Below are 22,607 nucleotides of genomic sequence, written 5' to 3' on the forward strand. Positions count from 1 at the left end.
ATGATGATATTTGTATCACCATGGCAAAGAGGTTCAAAGAGAACCTCGTCTAAACATTTTCGTGACTTAACGAAATTGATAACTATTGATAACCACTTCGAGCATTTCAGAAATGGATACACCACTTTTAATCGCTAATTGCGTTAATCGCTCTTTTGCTTGTTCGCTCACTCGTGAGTTGAGCGGAACCTTGCCTAAAAATTTACGTCCAGCGTTCGGACGTGCGCCACCTCTGTTATTACTCATAACGATTCCTTTTGATTAAAAATTCTGCAGCCTTGCGTAATGAAGTTGCAAGACTTTCCGCTGTTACTCTTTTTTCTTCTATTTCCATTCTCCACCGTGGAGATTTTCTGCGATAAAGATAACGCTTCGTGTCATCCTCACTAATCTCAAATCCGTAGGTCTTACGGAAGCATTTACTTCCATGGTGTCGAGCGACCCAATTACCCATCTCACCGACGATGTGAGCGAGTTCTTCCGCTGTTGCAGAACTGTCTTCTAAGAGAGTCACCTTCTGACTCTCATTAAACAAGCCGTCTTCAAATGTTATAACGACCTTGTTTTCTGTATCGGTCAACACCCAGCCGTTAGGCTGAATGCTGCTCTTTTGAATAATAAATTTCTTCATATCTCTTTACATTCTGTATAATCTCTATCAACGAAAAGTTCTGCAATACCTGACAGCTGCTTATAGCGTAACAGCTCATCAGCATCCATACCAATCTCTTTCATGATCCATTGGTCACTCATGCCAGACTTTTTCAGTTCGCCTACAATATTCATCATCAACTCTATGGAATGGCTACCCCTCGCACGATTATGACGAATCGTTGAAGCCATACGATTACTTATATCCTTGTCTATAACTACGACTGGCAGCTTACCACCTTCACGCTCGTAAATATCCTTATGGGTGAGCATGACCGTATAACGATGGTATCCGTCTACGATTTCATATTTTCCGTCGGGTAACTTATAGCAGACAATAGGCATCGTATATCCATCCTCCTTAATACTCTCATACAGCAGCTTCATTTCGGGTGGTGCTACCCGGTTTGGATTGTAACTGTTTGCCTGTATCTGTTCTATAGGAACAGCTTTCACATTATATACGGGTGATTTCATAAGTCCTTATATTTTTCCTTAATAGCTTCTCTACGTTCCAATTCATTCTTCGTAAGCGAAAAGCCCATATACTTGCAAAGATGGTCATTCTTAATAATACAGACACACATACGCTTGTAAGTAGGAATATCCTTGAAGTTCTTGCCTGTATAGTCTTCCTGATACTCCATCCGGACAGGCTTCTTCGTCGTCTTGTAGTTCGTTGTGCCTCCGACTTCTATCTTGACTCCGGCCTCTTTAAGTCTGCTGATGGTGTCTTCGTCAAGGCATCCACCCCGTTCTTTCCAGAATTTGACACTTGTAGCAAGCTTGTCGAGGTAGTTCTTCCTTGTCGCTTCCGGCAAAGTATCGAGCAGGAAGTACATATACTGTTCCCACGTGAAATGATCCGGCTTAGTTATCTTCTGCCACCCCATAGCAGTTGTTCCGCCATATAGACCAGCAAAATTAACCCCATTGACACGTCCGACAAGACGTCCCCACGTATCGGGTTCTATCACCTGGTAAAGGTGTATAGCCTCCATTCCCTCACCCAAGAATGGAGAAGCGACACGCTGCTTGTGAAGTGGAACGCCTGCATAAAAAAACAGGTCATACAATCTGTTATAGTCCCACCGGTTCTTGGCATTCGCCGTCCAAACATCTTCTACAGCCCAATCGTGTATCGGGTAAGCTGCAACACACTTCTTTGCAGTATTTGTCCAGGAATACCCTTCCCAGACTCTATAATTCCGGTCGCTGTGTACGGCACGCCACCGGTTTAGACTTTCCCCGGTTCTGATACCTATCAAACAGCATACACTTTTGTACTTTGCAGCAAGCCATTCCCCGAACTCGTCTTGAAAGTCATAATCCCACAACTTATCAGAGAAGAAAGGAAAGTCTTTCTCTGTCATCGCATAGACAGGAGGCTTCTTCACCCATAGGTCTTGCTTGCTTGCTTCGTATGGTCTCCAGTAGGACTGGAACATACTTGTACTTGTCGTGACTTTGAATGGCACGCAGACGTGGTAAATATCCGCCTTGTTCTTGAATCGCTCAAGCGTACGTTCCACGTATTCAGAGGTCATCTTGTACTGCGCTTCGTAGTCCATATGAAAGATCCCGAATCGAACGCCACGTTCCTCAGCAACTTTAGCACACAGTTCCAGCAACACGCCACTGTCTTTACCACCACTGAAAGAAACATATACATAATTGAATTTATCAAATATGATATTGAGTCTTTTTATTGCAGCTTCATATACATTCATACCATCCTTAAATCGTTGTCAGAATCTTTATCAGCGTAGTATTTGCCGTCGATAGTATAACAGCAGACTTTCCGGTTTTCTATTAATCCAACAATTGGGAAAGACGCACTTTCCCGATCAAAAGCAAGTAGGCGAACGGATTTACCGTCCTTGGTACAAACTTTTGCCCCATCCTTTGCCGATGTTAAATTAAAATCCTTCATAATTCAGTTTTTATTTCCTCAATTGTCTTTTGCTTGAAATATTCAGTCATAGAGATCTTCTTCTCAATGTTAGTATCAATCATATCCTCGAGTCCGACATTGCCTGTCATATCATAATAGATGCAGTCAGACTCCTGTCCTGTACGAAAGGTTCTACGGGTTGCTTGCATTCGCAGGGCATAATCCCATATTTTATCAAAGAAGATCATATACTGATAGTGCTGCAGATTCAGCCCAAAAGCCTCTTTTTGATAAGAGAGGACTTTTGCCTCCTTATATCTACGCTCACATTCAGTCCGGCTGTCTATGTACTTACAGAAGATGATAGTATCTTTTTGTGGAATCTTAGTAAACAGCTCGTCAACCTTGGTAAACTTATCAGCTGTACAGCAATATGCGTGCTGCATCTTCTGAGTCATCTCAAGGAAGATATTATTGTTTCTGTATTCCAACATTTCGTTGTCCAGGAACAACTCTTTAATGTTGATATATTCTTCTTTTTCCTTCTCACCAATCTTAAAATTTATAGTATTATAGTATTGACTTATATTTAATTTCAAGTCACATTTATATACGTAGTGTTCTATCAGCGAGTGGAGATAATCTATATTTTCATACCCATTGATAAACTCACGTGTTATGGTTGTTCTTCCACATTTTTTTATAAATGTTGTATAGTCGCAGAAAGTATTTTTAAACTGAGTGTAGCTCATATTAAGAATACGATGATCAAGAAACTCCATCTGTGACCAAAGGTCAAGCAGATTCTTACTCAACGGTGTTCCATTGAGTATAAGTTTATATTCCGCCTTCCGTGAAAGGCAAAGAAGACGCCTGGTCCTCTTTGCCTCCATATTCTTGATTTTCAGGCTTTCATCCATAACGATGAATGTACTTTTGCCCGAGGATAACAGATTATAGACCAACAGGTAGATTCTATCCGATTGTCCGATACTCTCCACACCAAAGAAATCGACCGTTCCTTTCAGTCCTCCCCATTTTGCTATTTCTGCCTTAAGATTGTCTAAGGTACGGAGTGGGGCTATCCATATAACATTCTCACATGGAGACGTGTTAACGATCTCCATTGCAGCACGGGTCTTTCCCGTTCCAGCATCCATAAAAACTGCACCAACCTTCCATTTTAGCAGATGTTGGATGCAGTCTTTTTGTCGTGTCAGTAAGCCGTTCATCTTTCCAGCTCTTTTACGCTATTGTCTAAAACTGGTTCAACCTGATTAGGTTTGTATCGAACACTACTATACTCAGGAAGTCTTTTCCCATGAGCGTCAAACCATGCTTCTTTCTTTGTGCTATACTGAATCTTCTTCTTTGGAAGAATCCAAGAAGCTACCCAGTACGCATCGCTCTTTTTCACTTCATGGTCTTTACCAAAGACACAAGATTTTGGTAAAATATCTTCGCTGCCATCATAAGAACGAGCTTTATAAGCTTTGTCAGAAATAGAGAATAAGCTCTCTAATCGAACGGAGAAACATTGTGTCTTCTTCATATTACCAGAGATATTCAAGTTTGTTATAATCATCGTCTGTCAGCTCCACGTGGAAAGCGTGGATATTCTCTCCGTTAATTACTGCGTTATGAGCAGTATTTGTTTTCTGCACATAACCAAAAAGTATAAACTTCCCTTGTTCATCCTCTCCGTGATAAACGAAAAAATAAACAGAGGAACTCTCGCTTTGGGAGGTATATTCCAACTCAGTGTTGATTACACCACTTTTTAAAAGTGCTTCTATACGTTTCATGTCTTCTACAGTTTTTACGGTGTGTCTCACCTTCTTTAATTGTACACTGCAAAGATACAAAGAACATTTGATATATGCAAGCGTTTTTCAAATTATTTTGAAGAAAGTTTGTTTTTCTCAATATTGAAAAAAAAGCCGTAACAGTTCGGGACTGCTACGGCAACAAAGAACGAGCATCGTGTTTTATAATTCAACGGTCACGAAACCTCTGTTAATTAGGTCGGCAAGGAAAGCCTCGGGGCTGTCGGTGGAAACAAGGTAGCCCTCGAGCTCCTGCAAGCGGTGAGCGAAGCGTTGCATATATTCCGTATCTGTGCCCTCGCTGTCGAAACGGCTGCCTGCATGGAGCTGGCGGAGGAACTCCTCGGGGCTGTATGCTACAATTCTGTGGTTGTCTCCTTTAATGCGGTAGGTTTTGAATTTTGGTGAATCTACTCGGTGATGTTCGGGAACTAAATTATGAGGGAGCTGGCTTTGTAGCTTTGCTTCGGTAATAATAGCACCAACGAGTTCTTTTGGAGAGATGGTCGGCTTTTGCAGACCATCTCTTGTTTCTATCTTTATTCTTCTCATACTGCTAATTTTTTTGTTCTTATCTTTAGGTAAAGTTTTTCGCTTTCGGTGAGGAAGGGGATGTTCTGAAGGGTTGTTCCTTCTTGTACCTGTCCCTGCTTTGCAAAGGTAATCATTTTTGCGAGAAAATGAATCCAGGCAGACATCTTTGTGAAGTTTGTTGAACCTCCGTGCTGGCGGAACTCTACCGTGCGGTGGCGTGCGTATGCTTCGAGGTTTATCTTGTGGTAGCGGTTGTGGTAGAAAGCTGCTCTAAGATCGCTGATATTAGAAGCTCGGTTGATGGTTGCCTCTGTAATGGTGGTAAGCCCCTTGCAGAAGCGGTTGTTGCGTCTGCTTAAAGGCATAAAGTGGTCGATTATCTTCTCAAGGCGTTTGTAAGTAATAATAAGGTTCTTCCAAGTCTGAAGGTCGAACTCTGCAGCGTCCATGTGAACGTGAAGTCCGCAAGAGTCGTTAACCTTAGCGTTGCAGAGGTCGAGCACCCAGCAGACCTTTTCAAGTTCCTCAAGCCCCTGCTCTCCGTGGAGGATTGGGCTAACGAGTTCGAAGGTGTTGTTTCCTGAAAGGCTGCTGTCGGTAACCAGCTTCCAATGGTCGGTGTGGTCAGTGTGGTTGTAACCTTCAACCTCTACCCTGATGCCTGCTGCGGTAAGTTCTCTTGCGAGGCGTTCACGTGTGCAGTTGTAAGCTTCAATCTCGATACCGAAGTTGCGGTTGAAGGTGTAGTCGAGTTGTGGAAGAACCGTTGCTGCTGCCTGCGCTGCGTTCTGTGTCATTCCCTGCATCATGCGCTTGTAGACGTTCTGCACGAATCCGTAATTACCACCTGCTACAAGGTCAGCAACCTGTCTGCGTGTAAGTCCAAGGGTGAGGAGCTTCTGAATCTTTGAAGTCTTCGTTCCGTTCTCGTTAAGAATGTTCTGAATTTGCTCGTTCATAATCTTTGTTTTTTGAATGTTCTTTGTTTCTAATTGTACTGCTAAGGTAACACTATAATAGGGTACACGCAAGTAATACCGCCTTTATAATCAGCGGTTTAGCAGTAATTATCTATAGCTAAAGAACGATACGAAAAGAGCCGGCGCAATCGCTGCGGCGGCTCGAGTCAACCTAAACAAACCTTATGAAACTAACAACTAAAACCTATGAAACCTTTATCTGATCAGCTGAAGATACCGTGCGTAGGTGAGCCGTGTGTGAGGGTTACGGCTGATGATGTCCATGCGCACCTGCCTGCATCCGAAGCGGAAGAAGAGAAACCGCTTGGGAACGCGGTGGACGATGATGTCGAGAGTGTCGGTGGAGGTGAGCGAACCGTGAAAGACGGAGTCGGCAATCGTTCCAGACAGGGACACCCACGGGTCATTCCATGACAGCTGCAGCTGCTTCGACGGGGGCAGGGCTGGCAGCGGACTTGCTGAACAAAGGACGGTGTCTCTTAATGTGTCATGCACCACCGTACGGAACACCCGTGCATCGAAGTCTACGTGTGTTGTTGTAGCCGCCGTGGCCGCTTCGGAGATGCGGGAAGCCTTTATCCCTGCGGCCTTGGCCGTCCGCAGCAGCGTGTCGCCGCTCCGGCGGAACTCTGACGGGCGGAGCGTCAGTGCCGGGACGGAAGCCTGACTGCTGCCTGTGTTCGTCTGTTTGATTTCCACTTCTCCATTATGGAGGAGAAGGCTCTGGTTCTCCTTCAGCCGGTCACGGTCGGCTTTCATGTCGCTGTATGCGCGGAAGGCAACCAGCGCAAGGCCGGCGAAGACCACCATGAGGACGGCGGTGATGACCTGCAGTCTGCGTCTTATCTGTGTGAACATAGGCTACTGACAAATTGAACGTACTGTCTTGATCATCTGCAGCATCTGCTGCTGATAGACTGGTGAGGTGGCATACTTGCTGCCCTTGTTGTCGCAGATGCGGCGGGCGAACTCCTCGGCATCGTGGCGGTAGGGCCAGGCATCGGCATAACCGGGCTTGCGGAGCAGGCGGGTATGTTCCTGAAGGCACTCCTCAAGGGAATCGAAGTCCTTGAATAGTCGGTAAACGGTGTAATACCATCTGTTGCCGGTCCTGCACTTGGCGATGGACACGATTTTCTCTGGTGCAACGAATGTGCGGTTAGGCGTGTTGAAGTACTCGTGGGTGAGGATAAGGACGGTATGCCCTTTCCAGTTGCTGCCACGAGTGATACCGAAGAGGTTGAACTTTCCTATGCGCGACTTGCCCCATCCGCTTTCGAGGATGGCCTGCGCCGTGACAAACTCGGGGGCGATGTCAGTAGCCTTCTGAGCTGCTGCATAGATGCTGCGTGCAAAATCACGCTGTGCTGCTGTTGCCATGATCAGTCTTTTTTGATGTATTCGCCTTTGTCATTGAAGTCTTTCAGACGGCGGACGAATGAGGTGGGAAATATGGGATAGATGGCCTGGATGTTCTCAACGCAGGAGAAGCACTCTCGCACCATCATAAACACGCAAAGATAAGTTCCTATCCACTGGGTAGTACCGACCACACTTCCATTCACCTTAAAGTTGGCAAGTACGTTGGAAAGGATGAGCAGCAGGATGTAGATAGCAATCTTCTTGCTGAACTTACTGAAGAAGGCCTCGCTTGAGGCATCTTTGTGGAGGAGATGCTTCCACACGCTTAGGATAGTGTCGATGATGATAGCGACGCCTATCCACTTGGCAAACTCCCAGTCCTGATAGAGGTACTGCGAGTAGTCGGCCACTATGGAGAGTGGCAGTGAAACGATAGATATCATGGGTAGCTTTTTCATTGTAATCTGTCTTTAATCGTGTTACAAAATTACTTTACTACGTCTGTTTGCCAAAGGACCGACTGAGGAGGTGAGTTCCGAGCGTGTCCGGAGCAACACAGGAGAGCATCAGCGTCCACCCGACAGAGGATAATTCCGTGGCCACGAAGGGAATGATCTCCGCTTTGTCGAGTTCGCCCCGGGAAATCCACTCGATATTACCTTCTTCAGCGTCAGCTATCATCCAAGCGTGAATCTTGGAGAGCAGCTGGAGCGTCCGGTCGGAAGCAAGCATATATTCGGCAGCGTCCGCACGGTTCGGCATCTTGTTCGCCACGGTGATGGCAATGCGCTGGGTTATCTGATAAGAGTTGCGCCCATCGGCAGACATATTCAGTTCACCGTAGTCAACGAACAGGAACGAACCTACCAGCTTATCGATACGCTGCTTCAATTCATCGAATGACTGCCCATAGACATAGTTGGCTATTTCAGGAAGTCGCGACACATTGGGAAGTTTATCAAGTGACTCCGCAAGGTCATTATAACCAGGGAAGTCACTCGCACCATTGGTAAGAATAGCACGAACACCCTCTTTTGACGGATATTGTGCGAAATAGAGAAACTGATTTTTAATCATAATATCTTATCGATTACAGAGATAGGCAACCCCACCTCCTCACTGATTTTTAATTTATCCCAGCCAAAACCCTTCATATCCTTGACCGCATCGATAGTCTTCTTGCGCAGCACCTTCAGATAAGTAAGTACGTTCATCTGTTCTATCTGTTTTGCGTCGCCAAGTCCCTCCTTGGATAGGTCGTAGAGTGCATCAGAGGCATCGGTGGTGATAGGCTGCTTGGGCTTATGAACGAACTTAGACAGGAGAGAAAATGAAGTCTTGCTGAATAGATAATTATTGAATGCCTGAAAATTAAACGATATAGCCGTGAGCGTTTCGAGAGGGAGTTCAGCGAAATCGTTAGCTAATTCGTGTGCGCGTTCGGAATGATACTCTTTCTCGGTATAGTAGAGAATGGCGGCGAGCAGCGGGAGCGACTCTTCGCCCCGCTCGATAAGTGCTTGCGCCTCGATATACTGAAGAGCAGTAAGCGAGCAGGTAAGCATACTGAAGCCTGTTTCAATTCTATATCCATGATAAGAACGCTCACCAATCCGAACAGAAGGGATGAGCTGCGTACAGAAACAGAGGTCGATTACATACTGATAATCGAGACGGCGCAGCACGCGTGCAAGCGGTATGTGCAGGCGGTAAGGATCTACACGACGACACAACTCGTAAGTCTCCTCGTCGACACCATCCAATACGCTATTGTTATCAGGATAGTTAATCTGAAACATGAACGTAAGTTGCTCGGAGATTGCGACGAGGTTAGCAATCTGTTCTTCAGAATGGAACTTGCGCTTATCCCATCCCATGATGTCGCATAACCAGTTAATCCGAACCTCTCCTGCGGATAGTTCGCCGGCTGCCATACGAAGGAAGTCACCCACAAGTCGGATATACTGGCGGTCGGTCATCGCATCCCAACGGTTAGGAATGCGATGTATCTCACCTTTATATACAAGTTCAATATCCTTCATTATGGTAGCATTATAATATTATCATCAGGATGATTGTATGCTGAATTAGAGCAGAAGTCCACTGAGGCATCTGTAGAGAGCAGCGTATCTGCATTCGAGATGAGTTCCTCTGCTTCGAGGTCGAGCCGATCAGCAAGAGCAAGCGCAGCGTCGTGTTCGTCCTTGCCCGTGCGTGAAGCGTGACTATCATCGAAGAGATTACGGATAGTCGGAGGAAATTCCAAGATGTCGAAGCGACGGAGCGACTTAGCAACGGTCTTCTTGAGCAGTGCGAGCGTCAATATCGGGTCTACCCGCTCACGGTTCTCATCCGTGAGTCTATCGTAGTAAGCAGACAGACGTTCGTCGAGCGTCTCCTTCTGTAAAGGGAGAATACGGAAGAAGAAGAAGTAAGAGAGGTCTATTGGATAGATGGAGTCGAATGCTTCGGTCGTCTTTATCTTGCAACTGTCGATTATCTTGTAATATCGTGATTTTTGCCACAAAGCAGCTGGAGAGTCGGTATTTTCACTCGTCACCTCGGTAGACATCAGGCGTTGAATGACAGAATCCATCGCATTGTAGTAATTGTCCATATACGCACGCTTCATCCCTTCCATCTCGTACTTATAGACGTCTACATGGTTCTTCCTGCGATTGATGCTGTCGAAAATCAGCTGTGACGCCATCGTCATGTTCGCCACAGCAGAACGCAGGGGCTCTGTGAGTGTTTCATCAGAACTGCTGACGATGGCATTGAACACCTCTGCGGTGATGATGGTTTCAACACGCTTGCGAGCGGTAAGACCTGACGAAAGCAGGTCGTTCAGGTCCATATTCGTTTCGACACCTGGAGCGTACTTGCTGAACGAACCAAAATCCTTGAAAATATCTACTAATACATTCTTCATGACTGCTGCTGATTTAGTCTGTCTTTCGGTGCGATGTCTTCCTGTCGCTGTGGCACTTCACGGTAGAAACCGATGCGATAGCCCTGCTTATAGAGCTCGGGGAAGTTCAATCGGAGAGCGAGATTAAACGGTTCTGCGCATATCTCGTCCTCTGGTGTGAGCGACATTATATAGATAAGGTAGTTATAGTAAGCGTCAGAACCCGACTTGCTGATCACACCGTCCTTGCTGACGGCCGTGATGGATGCATCCAAGCCGACACTTGACAGCAGGGCTTCTTCAGCTCGCTTATCGTAGGAAATCAACGCCTCGATATACTCCTTATACTTCAGGTCGATGGTCTCAACCTTCCACTGCTGCTCGTTGCCCGAGCTGTCCATGAATGAAATAGAAGAGTAGGCCTTGCCTTGATTGTCAGCACCGCTCAGATAGTCGCCTATCTTGCGCAGCTCCAATCGCATATACTCAACCAATAGCGACTCGCGGTATTCCGTACCGATGCTGATGCCGTTGTACTTGACGAGATCCTGCTTCTTGGAATTGCGTATTTTATTCTCCTCGCACAATTTCATCAGCTGATTGCGCTTACTCGATACCCACGCATTCGGGATAATGATGTGTATCTTCGCTGCAAGGGAATTACGCAGGAAGGAGTTAATGTAGGAGGCGGTCTTATTGCTTCCTTGAATATATGGACGTGCGCCCTGATGTGTCTCGTTCACTCCATAGAACTCGTCGACTGATTTTTCTCTGTGGTGCGACACGGCAGCATAGAGATAGTTGTCAACTTCTGACAATGCGAACTTAGGATATATCTTGTAGTTACCCATGCCGTATGTCCACCGTCCTACAGCTATGTTGTTAAAGTCTCCATAGTTAATCTGATCGTAGGCTACATCCTTACGAGTAGTAGCAAGACGGCAGTGCTTATTCTCCAAAGGTTCCAATCCAGCCACAGGTGGCATACCGATACGCTTACCACGTGAGAACCGCCACTTGACGAAGTAATCACCAAACCAGTAATAGTTCTTGATACAGGTCTTGGCGAATTCCTGTGCAGATGTTTCCATACCATGCTCCTGCCAGGAGTTCAACCACTCATCCCACGCAGGCAGTGCGGTGTACTCACGCCGCAGCTTACCACCTTCTACAGTCTGCATATAGGCGCATGGTCCATTACCATAGAGCATCTTAATCTCCTTGCTATACAGGCGAGGCAGCAGGCGGTTCTGCTTTATCTCCATCGTTACCTCTTCACACAGCGCGTTGTTCATACCGCGCATACACACCTGGTATCCGTTCACGCTCATCCACTGGTGTTCGTGCAGGAACGGATGCCTGCCCTGCGGCACGAGCAGCCCAGGCGCATTGAACACCTGCGGTCCCTCTCCTATTTGGAAGGAGAGCACGTTGCCGTCCGTGACGTATGTGCCGGCGTTGCCGTATAGTTCGATACTGTCTGTCATAACCAATTTATCTTATGTAGTTTATATCCGTCCTGCGGGAAGCCCATATACCTGATGAGGATGCGATAGCACATCTTCGGGTTGCCGTCTCCGTCCGTGAAGAGAAAGTAGTTCTCTGAATCCACTGCGAACCTGTCCTCCGGCAGCTGCGTACGGTACTTGCAATGTTCCTTTATCACTATCTGCTCGCCTGCCATACCCTGTGAACGGGAGTAGGGAAAGAAACACAGCGTGAAGTCGCCCTGCGGCACCCTGCTGATCTCCCTCGCCCACTGCATCGCATCGATGCCGTTCATCTCGATCGTCTTTCCCATCACCTGCGAAATTATGCAATTTCACTCCTTTCGCAAAGGACGGAGGAACAGCCCCTGCCGTCATATTTCCCGCCTTTTGCGAGGTTGCACCTCAATACGCCGAATCAGCGGTGCGTGGTGATTTCCGTTGTTTATTTAATTTTGTTTTTTGTTTTCAAAACGTAAACCGTTGACTTTCAATAAAGTGAGTTTTTGACCTCTGCAAATAACCCTCGTTATTGTCGATTTTCAGACACTTATTATATTATATCCGCTACATTATCAGGCGTTAAATAGTGAGATTTTCGGGCAAATCATCGGGATAACTGCTTAGTTCCTTCTTGATTAGGTCAGAATAAAGACCATATAAAAGGTAAATCATCGCACTTGGAAGCTGTGTTGTCAGTCCTGGTCTTCGCTTGAGTTCCTCCTTCTTCTCTGATGCTTTGTCGAGTTCTATTTTACCGTTTGTTTTTTTCAACGGACTGATAAGAATAGCACTGCAAAGGTTAGGGCATTCGTTCTCATCAATGCGTACCTTCGGAAGTAAAGGAAGCCTCTCACCAAAGAGCAACTGACAAAGGCGGAACTGCTGCCAGTGGTAGATGGTAGGAGCACCGTCGTTGTAAAGAATAACAGAAAAGCCGTAACTCTCTAAGGCTGCCTTCATCGTCAGTGAGTCAGTAGTTATCTGCTCTAATTCCTCACGTGTCTTGTTACCAGCACGGTCGGGATAAAGGTGGATAATCTTGTTTACCGCATCAGTACCAAAGAAAGAATACACCTGCTGTGCAAGGTTCTGCTGGTCATCGGGTATGTATGCCCAAAACTCCTTGATGATGTCGAAGCGACTACCATAATCTTTCTTCTGTCCGACAATGAGCGATTGGAAGTTACCAGGGTCATACCCAATGTAGAGCGGTTCACGCTTATCGTAGTGACGAAGATAGCGAGCGGTCAGGGTGAAGTGGTCCTTGAGGTTCAGCTTCAGTATCTGGTCATAGATATAGCTGTCTTTGAACTGGTGTCGCTCGTGGTCGTAGGTGGTGAAGAACTTGTTAGTCACCTCCTTGTGTCGAATAGCACAGATAGCAGTCAAGAACTCATCCATGTCGAGCGTGTCGAGCTGGGTCTTGAAGAACTTAGGACCGAGAATGTCCTTATTGCAGAAAGATGAAGCACGGATATAGTAGATTGCGTTCCTTCGCATATCCGCTAATCGTGGTTTCCATCGTGCAACAAAGGCGTTAAGGCGTTCATTCTCCAGTCTGATTTTCTCCATTGTGACTGGGTTCTTCGTATTACGAAGTTCCTGCTGAAGCATAAACTGCTTGTAGAGCGACTGATTGATAGCGAGCGATACACTGGCTATCTCCTCGATGAGTTGTCGGTCCATCTTGTTTTCGTATTCCTCAAACCAATCGTCCTCACCAAGGTCGACACGTGCGGTATCACTCACACCTGTTACGCCTTCATAGTAAGCAGAGCGACGGATGTCAGCTGAACCACCACGGAGGGAAGGGAAGAGTCGTGACTTTAGTTTCTCTCCGCTGTTGTGTTTCATCTCCTCGACGAAAGCGTGCACGGCATTACGACCAGCGACACTCTCAGGCTGGTCTGAAGATACTAACTGAAGGTGCGCACCATTGCGAAAGATGACCGAGTGCTTGGCGTAGGCAATAGGGTAGCGTGGTCGACGGAAGTGTGAGGGTAGCTTTGCTTCGCCCACCACATAGTCGATACCATACTCCAACATTGCTCGCTGCTTGCCATTCACGATGACAGGACGAGAGAACGATGCCTGAATGTTAGGCCAGACGTTTGTCATCAGTGCAACATAAGTCTTATGCACAAGGAACGAGAGTTCACCAGGCATATCATTCGTTACACGGATAAGTCGGGGAACGATAACGCCCTCCGTCTTACCAGTAGCACGAGCCCATTCTGCATAGAGCATATTCGGGTCGATGATGTTCGCTAACAGCTGAACACGGTTCATGTAATAGTGTTCAAAGTCGGCTGTTGGTTGTTCGTCGTTCTGCATTGTCTGTTCGTCAGTCATTCTGTATCTCCTCCACGATTTCAGCTTCCTGTATGTCCGCATCACGCAGCAGTCGCTTCTTCTCCTTCTGCTCGATAGGCAGCGAGTCGATAAGCGTGACATAAAAACCTTGATTGTGCTTTGCTGCAATGTCCTTGAGACTCTTCTTGGAAAAGCCAAGTTCCTCTGGAGTTAGTTCAGGTGAAATCAAGAAGAGAACTCCTAAATCCCTGTCAGCTTCTGCTATCTCGGAAGACCTGCGACGGCACTCAAGGGCTGCATCATAGCACGACTTCATACCTTTATAATCGCGATTGAGGGCGCAGAGTTTAGCAAGATCCTCATACTTATTTGCAAAATTGCTTTCCCAAACCTTTATAGGAACATTGCAATCAACTTGGAAGTAGTTGATTGCTTGATAGATTCTCGCCATGCAAGTGCGTTCCTCTATCTTTATTCGTTGCTCTGCATTAATACGTAGCTTCAGTTTCTTAGCTGCTCTTGTTATGTTACGTTCATGCTCGAATATTTCAGCAGACCATTGTAACTGCTGCAAGAACAGCTTTACATCTTTGGGAATGCCGTCACATTCTCCATTCGTCAAGAATGCAGATATAAGGTCAGGGTGGATGGAGTCTAACTTCTCAATTTCACTTTTCATATACCAAATAGTTGTTGGCGGAGGTCTTTCTCAGCACGCTCATTCTTACGCTCTTCAAGTAAAGTTATAGATTCGTTATCTCCTTTCTCTGCTTTCTTAGCAAGTTCAGCGTCTATGTTGTATTCTCCAAGTGCGAGGCCTTGCAGGTAAGCTTCGTAATACACATCACCAGGAATAGTTATGCGGTATAGCAATGCTTCTCGCTTGGCTTTTTTTAAGCCAAGCAGCTGACAAATACGTTCGGAGGTGTAGTTTAACGCCCCGAACGTTCTGATTTGATTCACATACTCATCTGAAAGAATTTCTTTTTCTGCTAATTCTGACATAGAATTATTTTTTTAGTATCATCTGCCGATAAGACTACGCCATCTCTTTCTAACAGAATAGGCTGTTGCGGGAACATTGACATAAATCTTCTTACAGTTGCTGATACATATTTCGGGTCGATTTCCATACCATAACCAATGCGGTCCGTCTGTTGACACGCCATTATAGTAGAACCAGAACCCGAGAATACATCGACAACAATATCACCATTCTTCGTACTATTAGTAATAGGATATGCCATCAGTGCAATAGGTTTCATGGTCGGATGGATTCTATTAGCTTTTGGCTTATCGAAATTCCAAATTGTAGTCTGCTTTCTGTCAGAGTTCCAAAAATGAGCAGCACCTGGTTTCCAACCGTATAGGCATGGTTCGTGCTGCCATTGATAGTCTTGCCGACCCATCACAAGAGAATCCTTGACCCAAATACAGCACTGTGCAATCTTGAATCCAGCTTCTCGAATAGCCCTACGGAAATTCTCACCTTCAGAGTCTGCATGGAAAACATAAAATGAACCTCCAGCCTTGACAATGGAAAACATTACATTAAATACAGACTGCAAGAAGCGAAGGAACAAGTCATTCTCCATAGAGTCATTCTGAATCTTTAGCTTGCTGTCTCCCCCACCTTCGTAATTAACATTATAAGGAGGGTCTGTTAGAATCATATCTGCAACTCGTCCATTCATTAGGGTAACGATATCCTTTTTCGAGCGACAATCTCCACACATCAATCTATTGTCACCAAGTCTGAAAACATCGCCTGGACGAGCAAAGATATCATTATCCTCTTGTGGAAGGGTGTCAACGACGTCCTCTTGTATCTCTGTTGTATCACTCTCAGAAGTAAACAGTTTATCAGTCCCGATAGAGAAGTCATTTTGTTTCACTTCATAACCAAGATTGAACTTTGCAAGGTCATCGCTACTGATATTATATTTCGTGAATAGAAGAGTATCAGGATTCTTCTGGGCGAACTCTGAATTATAAGCCGCTATTTCTTCGACAGCTTCTTTTTTATTAGATGCTTGGATTTCCTCGTAGGGAATCTCAGGAATTTTGAAACCATAGGAGCGAAGTCCAAGGAGAGCCTTCCTTCGTTGGTGTGCATCAATAATCCACAGTTTACCGTCAGGGTCTTTCCATACCTTGAATGAATACTTGAAACCACGAGTGATGATGAGCATCTGAAGCTTCGACAGTTTGTCTGCATCAGGCTTTTTGAAGTCTTCCTGAAGTTCGATAAAAGAGTCCAGCGGGGCAGTCGGCAGACCGCCCAAATTAAAAACTTTTATGCAATTTTCCATTGTCATGATTTGTTATGCTGTTCAAGAACCATTTTGAAAAGTCGCTCCTTTTCTTGATATCTTTCGAGGTTCCTTTTATCAGCTCCTCTTTTCTCTTTACGATCCTTGCGCTTGATATACGATCTGTAACGCTTGATGTTGTCGAGAACGTTCTTGTGTTGACGGAGGAACTCGGCTGGGTCGGAGCGAAGCAACTTAATGAGCTGGGCTATCTCTGAGCGTCCGAAGAGTATCGGGTGCTTGCAGAGGAACTTACCAGTATCGTTTAATGATTGCAGCTCGGCAAATGCTTGAAGATTGCGGATGCGCAGTTCTGCCATTTCAGCAACAGCCTGTGCGGTGGGCTTTGTCTCCAGCAGTTCGTCGAGCTGCTTCATCTTTCGCCAAGTGTTGATGCGGTCGTTATAGATGACAGTCGCCATCTGAACGTCCGCATCAAGCAGGTTATCCCATTCTATTCTCGGGTACTCATCTTCTTTTTTTTTGGATTTGCTTCCGCTTTCTCCTTCTTAGAAGAATCGTCATCCTTATCTTCTGAAAGGAGAGCAGGATCCTCTGATGATGACCCTGTAAGCTCGTTATCTTCAGAACCTTCTTCAGATGAATTTTCGCCACCCTCTTCTGTTGATGGATCCTCGTCGCCTTCGCCACCGTCAGCGTCTGGGCTTTCATCTCCATTGCTGTTGAGTGTTTCAGGGTCCTCGTCGCCATCTTCAGAAGAGTTATTGGCGTTGATGTTCTCATTATCCTCGTCGGCTGTTTGATTAGCAAACTCACGTCGATTACGTACGATTTCGTCGTGCTCGCAATGGTCGAGAAGTAAGAAGAGTATCTCCTCGTGATTCTTCTCTGGAGCAAGGTCGAAGCGTGTGAAATCGGTAAGGTGTGGTGCTTTCTCGTGCAGCAGGGCAAGGTCGGCTTCCACAACTGTAGGGCTTACCAACTTATGGAAGTGCGTTAATTTCTCTTTTGCGCTGTACATATTGTAAAAGTAAAATGGTGAATAACTCCCCTCCCGTGTCAGGGAGGGGTGAGCGGTTAGGCTTCAGTTCTTGAAACCTCGACAAGTGTTGTGGTGTCAAGAACACGGAAGGTGATAGACGCACCTGTCTTCGCTGTCCATGTAGCACCCTCTTCGAGTACGAAGGTAGAACCGTCAGCGATGGTGGCAGGCTTATCGGCACCCGCACCAATGAGCGTGATGTACCTGCCCTTGTCGCTCTTGCTGAGTCCGCTGACCGTAGCGATGGCGGCGGCAGCCGATGTTCCGTTAGGAATCGTGTAGGTGTTGCTGCCTGCCGTGATGGCGATGGCGGTTGCACCTGCTGCGATGGCGGTAGCTGCTGTGATCGCAGGATTGCCTGTATAGACGAGCGGCAGGTCTACAGAGCTGCGCTTGAAAGTGAAAGTGGTGTAACGTCCGTCCTTGTCGTCCTTCGTCTCCGTGTTAGAGAGGATGACAGGACGCTCCAGCTCGCCGAGGATGTACCACTCCTTCTTCTTGACGTGCTTGAAGAAGATGATGAATTTTCCTCCCGAGTACTCTTCGATGAAGTTATAGAGGTTTACACGTGCGCCACCCATGATGATGACAAACTGGTTCTCGCCTGTGGTGGTGATGTCGCCCTTCTCCGTGGTTCCTGTGAAGGTTGGTATGTCGTGTGCTTCGAAATAGTGCGGAATCTCGTTCGGCTTCAACGGGATCGGTGCCACCTCACGATTGGCATTCGGCTGTGGAAACTCCTTCGTGCGGTCGATCTGATCGAGAGCCACGAGATAGACAATATAAGAGATGTCGCTGCCGTGGGTGTCACGGTCTGAGACATCATCAAGATGACCGAGCAATGCCATAGAGGCAAGGGTGACACCAGAACCAGCTGCTGCACCGAGAGAGTGGTCAATCAGCGCAGCCAACAGCATGAGCACACCAAAGATGGCAAACGTTGCCATGAACATTTTGCGTGCCTGGCGGTTGGCATAATTAAATCCCTTCATAGGATTGTACGCACGGTGGCGTTTCTGAATATTGGGCTTTTTCATTTCTTTTTCTGTTAATGATAATTACTTTCTTAAAGAAAGGGACCGGGAAGACAAGCCGTTACCGAGGCTTTCCGTCCCTTTGACTCTCCTCCCAGTCCCTTAATCATTCGTCTACCGAGCACCCGGCACATTCGGCTGCAACTCCTTGTTGATGGTGCGCTTGCCGCCGACGCAACGCTCCAACTCACGGAACTTGTTGTCGCTGCCGAGAATCACCATGATGTAGTCGCCTACGGCTGTGGCGGTGAAGGCATCGGTGATGCTGTCGAACTTGCCGGACTTGGTGATCTTCGGCAGCTTCGTCTTGTCACCGCACTCAATGCAGTAAGCCACACCTGCCTTCGCATTCTCGATGTCGGTGAAGGTCGTCTGTGACGTGGTGCTGTCGGTGACTTGCCAGAAGCCGTTGTTTCCGTCGACTTTGTCGGTGATCGTCGCAGCGAAAAGATTGATGAAGATCTGCTGCCACTCATAGTGGTTGTCGTCCATCTCCTTCTTGGTGGCGAAACGCCTGCCAGTGAACGAAGCAGAAGTACCTTCCTTCCACACGCTCCACGCGCGCACCTGCTCCATGTTCTCCTGCATCTTCACAGAGAGCATCTCGCCCGGAACATACTCCAGGAACTGAATGTTACCTGGCTCGTGAAGCATCATGAATGGAGTCTGACCAAGATAAGGCAACCAAATGATGCGCATCGTAGTGTCTGGTACCACGCTCAATGCACCCATAGGTCCAGCGAAGTCTGTGTCCTTACCATAGGTAGAACGAACGTTCTTAATCCACCATGCCTGATGGTTCTTGTTCAAATAAATGAAGTGGTTGTCGAGGTCCATGTCTTCAGTGATTGAAGCACGAACATCTGCAATGAACTCCTGAACGGCAGCGAGGAAGGTTGCCTGCGTGTAGGTGCGGTAGGTGCTCTCATCGTGTGGCTTGAGGTCGTACTGGTGAACATAGCGCAGCAGGGTGTATAGAACGCCTGTGGCTGCATTGAGGTAGCTGCCTGCAACGCCCTTATCAGGCTTCACGTAGATACCACGCATACGGCGTTTGTTCTGCTCGACCTGTGCAGCACGAAGAGTGTTGAGCAGCTGATACTCAATCATTGTCCACTTGATAGGGTCAGAACCCTCCTTGTTGAGATAGCCGATGTACTTACGCTCGAGTTCCTTCATCGGACCCCATTCCATCTTGATCATGGCGTCGTCTACATAGCCCATGTGGTTTTCAATCTTCATGCCGCCCTTGAAGACTTCACCAGACTGGTAAGCCTGTGACACTTCATCGAAGAAGGCATTAAAAACGAGTCCACGGTCCTGATAGCCGTATGCGACTGGGAAGAACTGAGTAAGGTCACGCACCTGCAAAACACGTGCGATGAGTGCATCCTGACGGAGTACGACGAACTGGTCGCCTACACCGGCGTTGTCCACGCCTTCATAGTTGGTGGCGTAAGTTCCCTTAGCCAATGCAGTAGCGTCAAGCATTTTGTTCTGCTGGAGATACTGGTAGCGGTCCTTGAGCGACTTGGCATAGTTGCAGGCTGCTTTGTAGAAAGCGACACCGTCCACCTGGTCGTCAACTTCAGGCAGTGCAGCTGCAGCACGTGGGTTGGCAGCGATCTTGTTCCAGCGGTCTTTCATTGAGAAAAGAGAGTGCTTGATGCCGAAGAGGTAGTCGGCCGTGTTGGCAAAACCGTTCACACTGAGAGGAACAGCATTGACCGTCTGTGCAGGAACATCAGGTGCAGGATTTGCGCCCATCGCCTGGATGTCGGCACGCATACCCTTGATGCCTTCGAGGATGCCTTCAAGCGTGGCGTTGCCCTGCGGTGCAGGCTGCTGTGTGCCGTTATCGTCAGCTGTCGATGATGGCTCGCCGCCGGCAAGGACGGATTGGATCGTGTTCAGCATGGTCTGGAACTCCTCCGCCTGCCGGGCAGTTTTCTTTGCAGCCTGTTCGGATGCGATATCATCAGCAAGCGTACTCTGGTACTTCTTCTGATACTCTGCAACGAGCGCGTTGAACTCATCCTGAGAAAGGCTTTTGTCTGCGAACTTCTGCTTGAAGCCGAGAAGCTCGATGACACTTGTCAGTTTTTCTTTTAAACTCATAAATAACAAAAAATTAAAGTAAACACATTATATATTGTAAATGGCAGTCTCCAGTTTCTTTGCTTCAGTATATTCACGACCCATCGTCGAAGCCTCTGAGATTGCTTCAACCATCGTTCTGCTGCCGTCTGCAAGACCTATTTCTACGGCTTGAGGAGTATAGAAGGTCTCGCCACGCAGCACCGGTGCGTCATCAGGTAGGTCGGCGAGTTTACTCCGCTGTGAACGGACTTCATCCAAGAACTGCACATTCATCGGGTCGAGTATCTCTTTCACGAACTTGGCATCCTTCCCATGTCGAAGATCATCGAACACCTTATTCTTCAGATCAGAGTTCGTGGCCTTTGCTTCAACTTTCTTGATGCCGAGTTTTGCAAAGTAAGGCTCAAAGTCGTAGAAGCTGCACATAGTACCGATGCAGCCTACATAATCGTTCTGTGTCATTGCATAGATACGCTGGCCGTGACAGCCGATGTAATATCCGGCCGAACAGCACATCTGTTCGTAGAAGGTGAGGATAGGTTTCTCGCAGCTACGCAGTGTTTCGCTGAGCCGGTCGAGGTACCACGCTTCACCGCCGGGGGAATTGATGTGCAGGAAGTGACAGGAGATCTGCGGGTTGGCTTCGGCTGCAAGAAGGTCTGACTGGAGCTGCTTGCTTGAGAACCAGTAATACGAGTCGGCCATTACGATACCGAACACACGGTGATAGGCAATACTGTTGTCAGGCAGCTGCTCATCACTGAACTCATCAGTAAGTGTAACAGGGGCGGTATTCTCCTGGTTTGTTGTCTTCAGAATATCCAAGAGTGCGATATGAGATTCAAGCTGATACCAGGTATGGGTATCAAGATAGGCTATCATTTCAGCTTTAGTCATGCCGAACGCAGCCTTTACCTCGGGATTATCTTGCGTTTTACCGTTGAGTGGAAACGCAGTGAGCATAGCCTGTCGGAATCCATCAACGGTAATAAACAAGGGTTTCCCCGAAGAGAGTAGAGACTGTAATTCTTTCATCAAAATTATTTTTGATGCGAATTTACTATATAATAAGGTGTAGGCAAAAGACCTACAAAAGAGGGTCTGTAAGCATTTTACACTTGATAACGAGATTGGCGGAGGTGAGATTTGAAGAAATCTGGACTCGTGCAGGAATATTGGATGTGCCGATATTATGAGTTTTCCTATCGGATGTCTTGACAGTAACGATGGCACTTCTCTCTACAGCGAAGGTCCTACGGGTTTCCTCGTCGGGTAAGTCTATTACTATGGTTTTGTCGCAGTTCCAATAATTACCAGCTTCATTGTCAGTAAGTTGTGGAATATACGAAAAGGTGTCTGCAACGAAATCATACACTTTTCCCTTTCCGTGCCCGTCCGGATTTACAAGGCTCACCTGAATGGCGTTTAAGAACTCTAACATAATATATAACTTTTGAGTGACATAAATAGCAGTTCGGTATGTATTAAAAAACGTTAATCAGTTGCTACTTTTTGATACTTACGTGTCTTCTTCGGTCGGAGGCGGTTGCGGAAGCGATAATAATTCTTCAAGAGAGCATCCGAGGAGATGGACTTCAGCCGGTAGGCATGGATGAAGTCGTAGATGACATCGAGGTTCCTGCGCCGCCGGCCGAACTCCTCGTTCTCCAGCAGAACACGGTGCAGTTCGAAGTTGAACATTCTTCGTATCTGAATCTCTATCTCCTTGGCTGCTGCCGGGGACAGGTAGTTGTAATAGGCCGGGTCTTTCCAAGGGCTGCACGCTGTCCCGGCCTTGCGGAAAGGGAGGTGGATGCGGAGGTTTCCGTCTAAGACATCCGGCTGGTTGCTACGCTGTCTGGCCATGTTTTCCCAGACACAGAAATACAAATCTGTATTGCATGGAATCTTAATGCCACCAGTAGCATCATTTTTACAATATTTTGCAGATATATATTCTGCAAGATACTGTTCTATTCGGATTGTCACCACTCGTTTCGCAGTCCATTTTTCTTTCTCCATATCTTTTTTCGGTTTTTAGCGTCCTACCGTCCTACATTCCTACAAAATCAGGCTTAACTAATGCAAAGTTACAGATTATCAATGAGATAATAACATTTTATCACTCAAAAGTTTTATTATTTCACCTCTTTTTGTCGTCCTACAATCCTACAAAAACACATATTTTGTAGGACGA

Annotated in this window: 29 protein-coding genes; all 29 read right to left on the reverse strand. The window is 46.8% G+C overall.

Annotated features, from left to right (window positions below; translation table 11 throughout):
• Positions 1 to 66 precede the first annotated feature (66 nt).
• The 29 genes from HMPREF9141_RS12970 to HMPREF9141_RS07310 all read right to left on the reverse strand — a co-directional run bounded on the left by HMPREF9141_RS12970 (position 67) and on the right by HMPREF9141_RS07310 (position 22,432).
• Entirely contained in the window at positions 67 to 246 is a 180-nt protein-coding gene (locus tag HMPREF9141_RS12970) for a ribbon-helix-helix domain-containing protein (protein ID WP_083809438.1), read from the reverse strand.
• Positions 239 to 631 carry a hypothetical protein gene (locus tag HMPREF9141_RS13865; protein WP_007367966.1) on the reverse strand — a complete coding sequence of 131 codons (393 nt, stop codon included), beginning with the start codon at positions 629 to 631 and terminating at the stop codon, positions 239 to 241. The genes HMPREF9141_RS12970 and HMPREF9141_RS13865 overlap by 8 nt, the downstream gene beginning before the upstream one ends.
• A complete protein-coding gene (locus HMPREF9141_RS07180) occupies positions 628 to 1,128 on the reverse strand; it encodes an IbrB-like domain-containing protein (RefSeq protein WP_007367967.1) in 501 nt (166 codons plus the stop codon). The genes HMPREF9141_RS13865 and HMPREF9141_RS07180 overlap by 4 nt, the downstream gene beginning before the upstream one ends.
• A complete protein-coding gene (locus HMPREF9141_RS07185; protein ID WP_007367968.1) occupies positions 1,125 to 2,381 on the reverse strand; it encodes a DUF3440 domain-containing protein in 1,257 nt (418 codons plus the stop codon). Before HMPREF9141_RS07185 ends, HMPREF9141_RS07180 begins: the two co-directional genes overlap by 4 nt.
• The gene (locus HMPREF9141_RS07190; protein ID WP_007367969.1) at positions 2,378 to 2,584 is read right to left on the reverse strand and encodes an HP1-YO09 family phage-derived protein; all 207 of its coding nucleotides are present in this window, start codon (positions 2,582 to 2,584) and stop codon (positions 2,378 to 2,380) included. The genes HMPREF9141_RS07185 and HMPREF9141_RS07190 overlap by 4 nt, the downstream gene beginning before the upstream one ends.
• Positions 2,581 to 3,777, reverse strand: coding sequence for an SNF2-related protein (locus HMPREF9141_RS07195; RefSeq protein WP_007367970.1), 1,197 nt, complete (start codon positions 3,775 to 3,777; stop codon positions 2,581 to 2,583). Before HMPREF9141_RS07195 ends, HMPREF9141_RS07190 begins: the two co-directional genes overlap by 4 nt.
• Positions 3,774 to 4,130, reverse strand: coding sequence for a hypothetical protein (locus HMPREF9141_RS07200; RefSeq protein ID WP_257009582.1), 357 nt, complete (start codon positions 4,128 to 4,130; stop codon positions 3,774 to 3,776). The genes HMPREF9141_RS07195 and HMPREF9141_RS07200 overlap by 4 nt, the downstream gene beginning before the upstream one ends.
• Positions 4,099 to 4,350, reverse strand: a complete 252-nt coding sequence (locus HMPREF9141_RS07205) for a hypothetical protein (protein ID WP_007367972.1) — start codon at positions 4,348 to 4,350, stop codon at positions 4,099 to 4,101. The genes HMPREF9141_RS07200 and HMPREF9141_RS07205 overlap by 32 nt, the downstream gene beginning before the upstream one ends.
• Before the next feature lie 183 nt (positions 4,351 to 4,533).
• Positions 4,534 to 4,923 (reverse strand): hypothetical protein, encoded by a 390-nt coding sequence (locus tag HMPREF9141_RS13870; RefSeq protein ID WP_007367973.1) that lies wholly within the window; start codon positions 4,921 to 4,923, stop codon positions 4,534 to 4,536.
• Positions 4,920 to 5,864, reverse strand: a complete 945-nt coding sequence (locus tag HMPREF9141_RS07215; protein ID WP_007367974.1) for an amidoligase family protein — start codon at positions 5,862 to 5,864, stop codon at positions 4,920 to 4,922. Before HMPREF9141_RS07215 ends, HMPREF9141_RS13870 begins: the two co-directional genes overlap by 4 nt.
• A gap of 216 nt (positions 5,865 to 6,080) precedes the next feature.
• Positions 6,081 to 6,743: a DUF6549 family protein gene (locus HMPREF9141_RS07220; RefSeq protein ID WP_007367975.1), complete on the reverse strand. Its 663-nt coding sequence runs from the start codon at positions 6,741 to 6,743 to the stop codon at positions 6,081 to 6,083.
• Positions 6,744 to 6,746: 3 nt separating this feature from the next.
• Positions 6,747 to 7,265: a glycoside hydrolase family 73 protein gene (locus HMPREF9141_RS07225; RefSeq protein WP_007367976.1), complete on the reverse strand. Its 519-nt coding sequence runs from the start codon at positions 7,263 to 7,265 to the stop codon at positions 6,747 to 6,749.
• 2 nt (positions 7,266 to 7,267) lie between these two features.
• Positions 7,268 to 7,705, reverse strand: coding sequence for a bacteriophage holin (locus HMPREF9141_RS07230; protein ID WP_007367977.1), 438 nt, complete (start codon positions 7,703 to 7,705; stop codon positions 7,268 to 7,270).
• 37 nt (positions 7,706 to 7,742) lie between these two features.
• Complete coding sequence (locus tag HMPREF9141_RS07235; RefSeq protein WP_007367978.1) at positions 7,743 to 8,324, reverse strand: hypothetical protein; 582 nt, start codon at positions 8,322 to 8,324, stop codon at positions 7,743 to 7,745.
• Entirely contained in the window at positions 8,321 to 9,289 is a 969-nt protein-coding gene (locus tag HMPREF9141_RS07240) for a hypothetical protein (protein WP_007367979.1), read from the reverse strand. The genes HMPREF9141_RS07235 and HMPREF9141_RS07240 overlap by 4 nt, the downstream gene beginning before the upstream one ends.
• Positions 9,289 to 10,179, reverse strand: coding sequence for a hypothetical protein (locus tag HMPREF9141_RS07245; RefSeq protein WP_007367980.1), 891 nt, complete (start codon positions 10,177 to 10,179; stop codon positions 9,289 to 9,291). Before HMPREF9141_RS07245 ends, HMPREF9141_RS07240 begins: the two co-directional genes overlap by 1 nt.
• Positions 10,176 to 11,645, reverse strand: coding sequence for a hypothetical protein (locus HMPREF9141_RS07250; protein WP_007367981.1), 1,470 nt, complete (start codon positions 11,643 to 11,645; stop codon positions 10,176 to 10,178). The genes HMPREF9141_RS07245 and HMPREF9141_RS07250 overlap by 4 nt, the downstream gene beginning before the upstream one ends.
• Positions 11,642 to 11,959, reverse strand: coding sequence for a hypothetical protein (locus tag HMPREF9141_RS07255; RefSeq protein ID WP_007367982.1), 318 nt, complete (start codon positions 11,957 to 11,959; stop codon positions 11,642 to 11,644). Before HMPREF9141_RS07255 ends, HMPREF9141_RS07250 begins: the two co-directional genes overlap by 4 nt.
• Positions 11,960 to 12,227: 268 nt before the next feature.
• Entirely contained in the window at positions 12,228 to 14,000 is a 1,773-nt protein-coding gene (locus HMPREF9141_RS07260) for a hypothetical protein (protein ID WP_007367983.1), read from the reverse strand.
• Positions 13,993 to 14,640, reverse strand: a complete 648-nt coding sequence (locus HMPREF9141_RS07265; protein WP_007367984.1) for a hypothetical protein — start codon at positions 14,638 to 14,640, stop codon at positions 13,993 to 13,995. Before HMPREF9141_RS07265 ends, HMPREF9141_RS07260 begins: the two co-directional genes overlap by 8 nt.
• Entirely contained in the window at positions 14,637 to 14,966 is a 330-nt protein-coding gene (locus HMPREF9141_RS07270; protein ID WP_007367985.1) for a hypothetical protein, read from the reverse strand. Before HMPREF9141_RS07270 ends, HMPREF9141_RS07265 begins: the two co-directional genes overlap by 4 nt.
• A complete protein-coding gene (locus HMPREF9141_RS07275; protein ID WP_007367986.1) occupies positions 14,954 to 16,279 on the reverse strand; it encodes a DNA-methyltransferase in 1,326 nt (441 codons plus the stop codon). The genes HMPREF9141_RS07270 and HMPREF9141_RS07275 overlap by 13 nt, the downstream gene beginning before the upstream one ends.
• On the reverse strand, positions 16,276 to 16,695 hold the full coding sequence (locus HMPREF9141_RS07280) for a hypothetical protein (RefSeq protein ID WP_007367987.1): 420 nt from the start codon (positions 16,693 to 16,695) through the stop codon (positions 16,276 to 16,278). Before HMPREF9141_RS07280 ends, HMPREF9141_RS07275 begins: the two co-directional genes overlap by 4 nt.
• Before the next feature lie 32 nt (positions 16,696 to 16,727).
• Positions 16,728 to 17,255 carry a hypothetical protein gene (locus HMPREF9141_RS07285; RefSeq protein ID WP_007367988.1) on the reverse strand — a complete coding sequence of 176 codons (528 nt, stop codon included), beginning with the start codon at positions 17,253 to 17,255 and terminating at the stop codon, positions 16,728 to 16,730.
• A 56-nt stretch (positions 17,256 to 17,311) separates the two neighbouring features.
• Positions 17,312 to 18,313: a hypothetical protein gene (locus HMPREF9141_RS07290; protein ID WP_007367989.1), complete on the reverse strand. Its 1,002-nt coding sequence runs from the start codon at positions 18,311 to 18,313 to the stop codon at positions 17,312 to 17,314.
• Positions 18,314 to 18,424: 111 nt separating this feature from the next.
• The gene (locus tag HMPREF9141_RS07295; protein WP_007367990.1) at positions 18,425 to 20,428 is read right to left on the reverse strand and encodes a hypothetical protein; all 2,004 of its coding nucleotides are present in this window, start codon (positions 20,426 to 20,428) and stop codon (positions 18,425 to 18,427) included.
• Positions 20,429 to 20,455: 27 nt separating this feature from the next.
• A complete protein-coding gene (locus HMPREF9141_RS07300) occupies positions 20,456 to 21,445 on the reverse strand; it encodes a S49 family peptidase (RefSeq protein ID WP_007367991.1) in 990 nt (329 codons plus the stop codon).
• A gap of 52 nt (positions 21,446 to 21,497) precedes the next feature.
• Positions 21,498 to 21,851 (reverse strand): hypothetical protein, encoded by a 354-nt coding sequence (locus HMPREF9141_RS07305; protein WP_007367992.1) that lies wholly within the window; start codon positions 21,849 to 21,851, stop codon positions 21,498 to 21,500.
• 53 nt (positions 21,852 to 21,904) lie between these two features.
• The gene (locus HMPREF9141_RS07310; protein ID WP_007367993.1) at positions 21,905 to 22,432 is read right to left on the reverse strand and encodes a hypothetical protein; all 528 of its coding nucleotides are present in this window, start codon (positions 22,430 to 22,432) and stop codon (positions 21,905 to 21,907) included.
• Between the last annotated feature and the right edge of the window lie 175 nt (positions 22,433 to 22,607).

The sequence above is a fragment of the Prevotella multiformis DSM 16608 genome (genome assembly GCF_000191065.1).
GTDB lineage: Bacteria > Bacteroidota > Bacteroidia > Bacteroidales > Bacteroidaceae > Prevotella > Prevotella multiformis.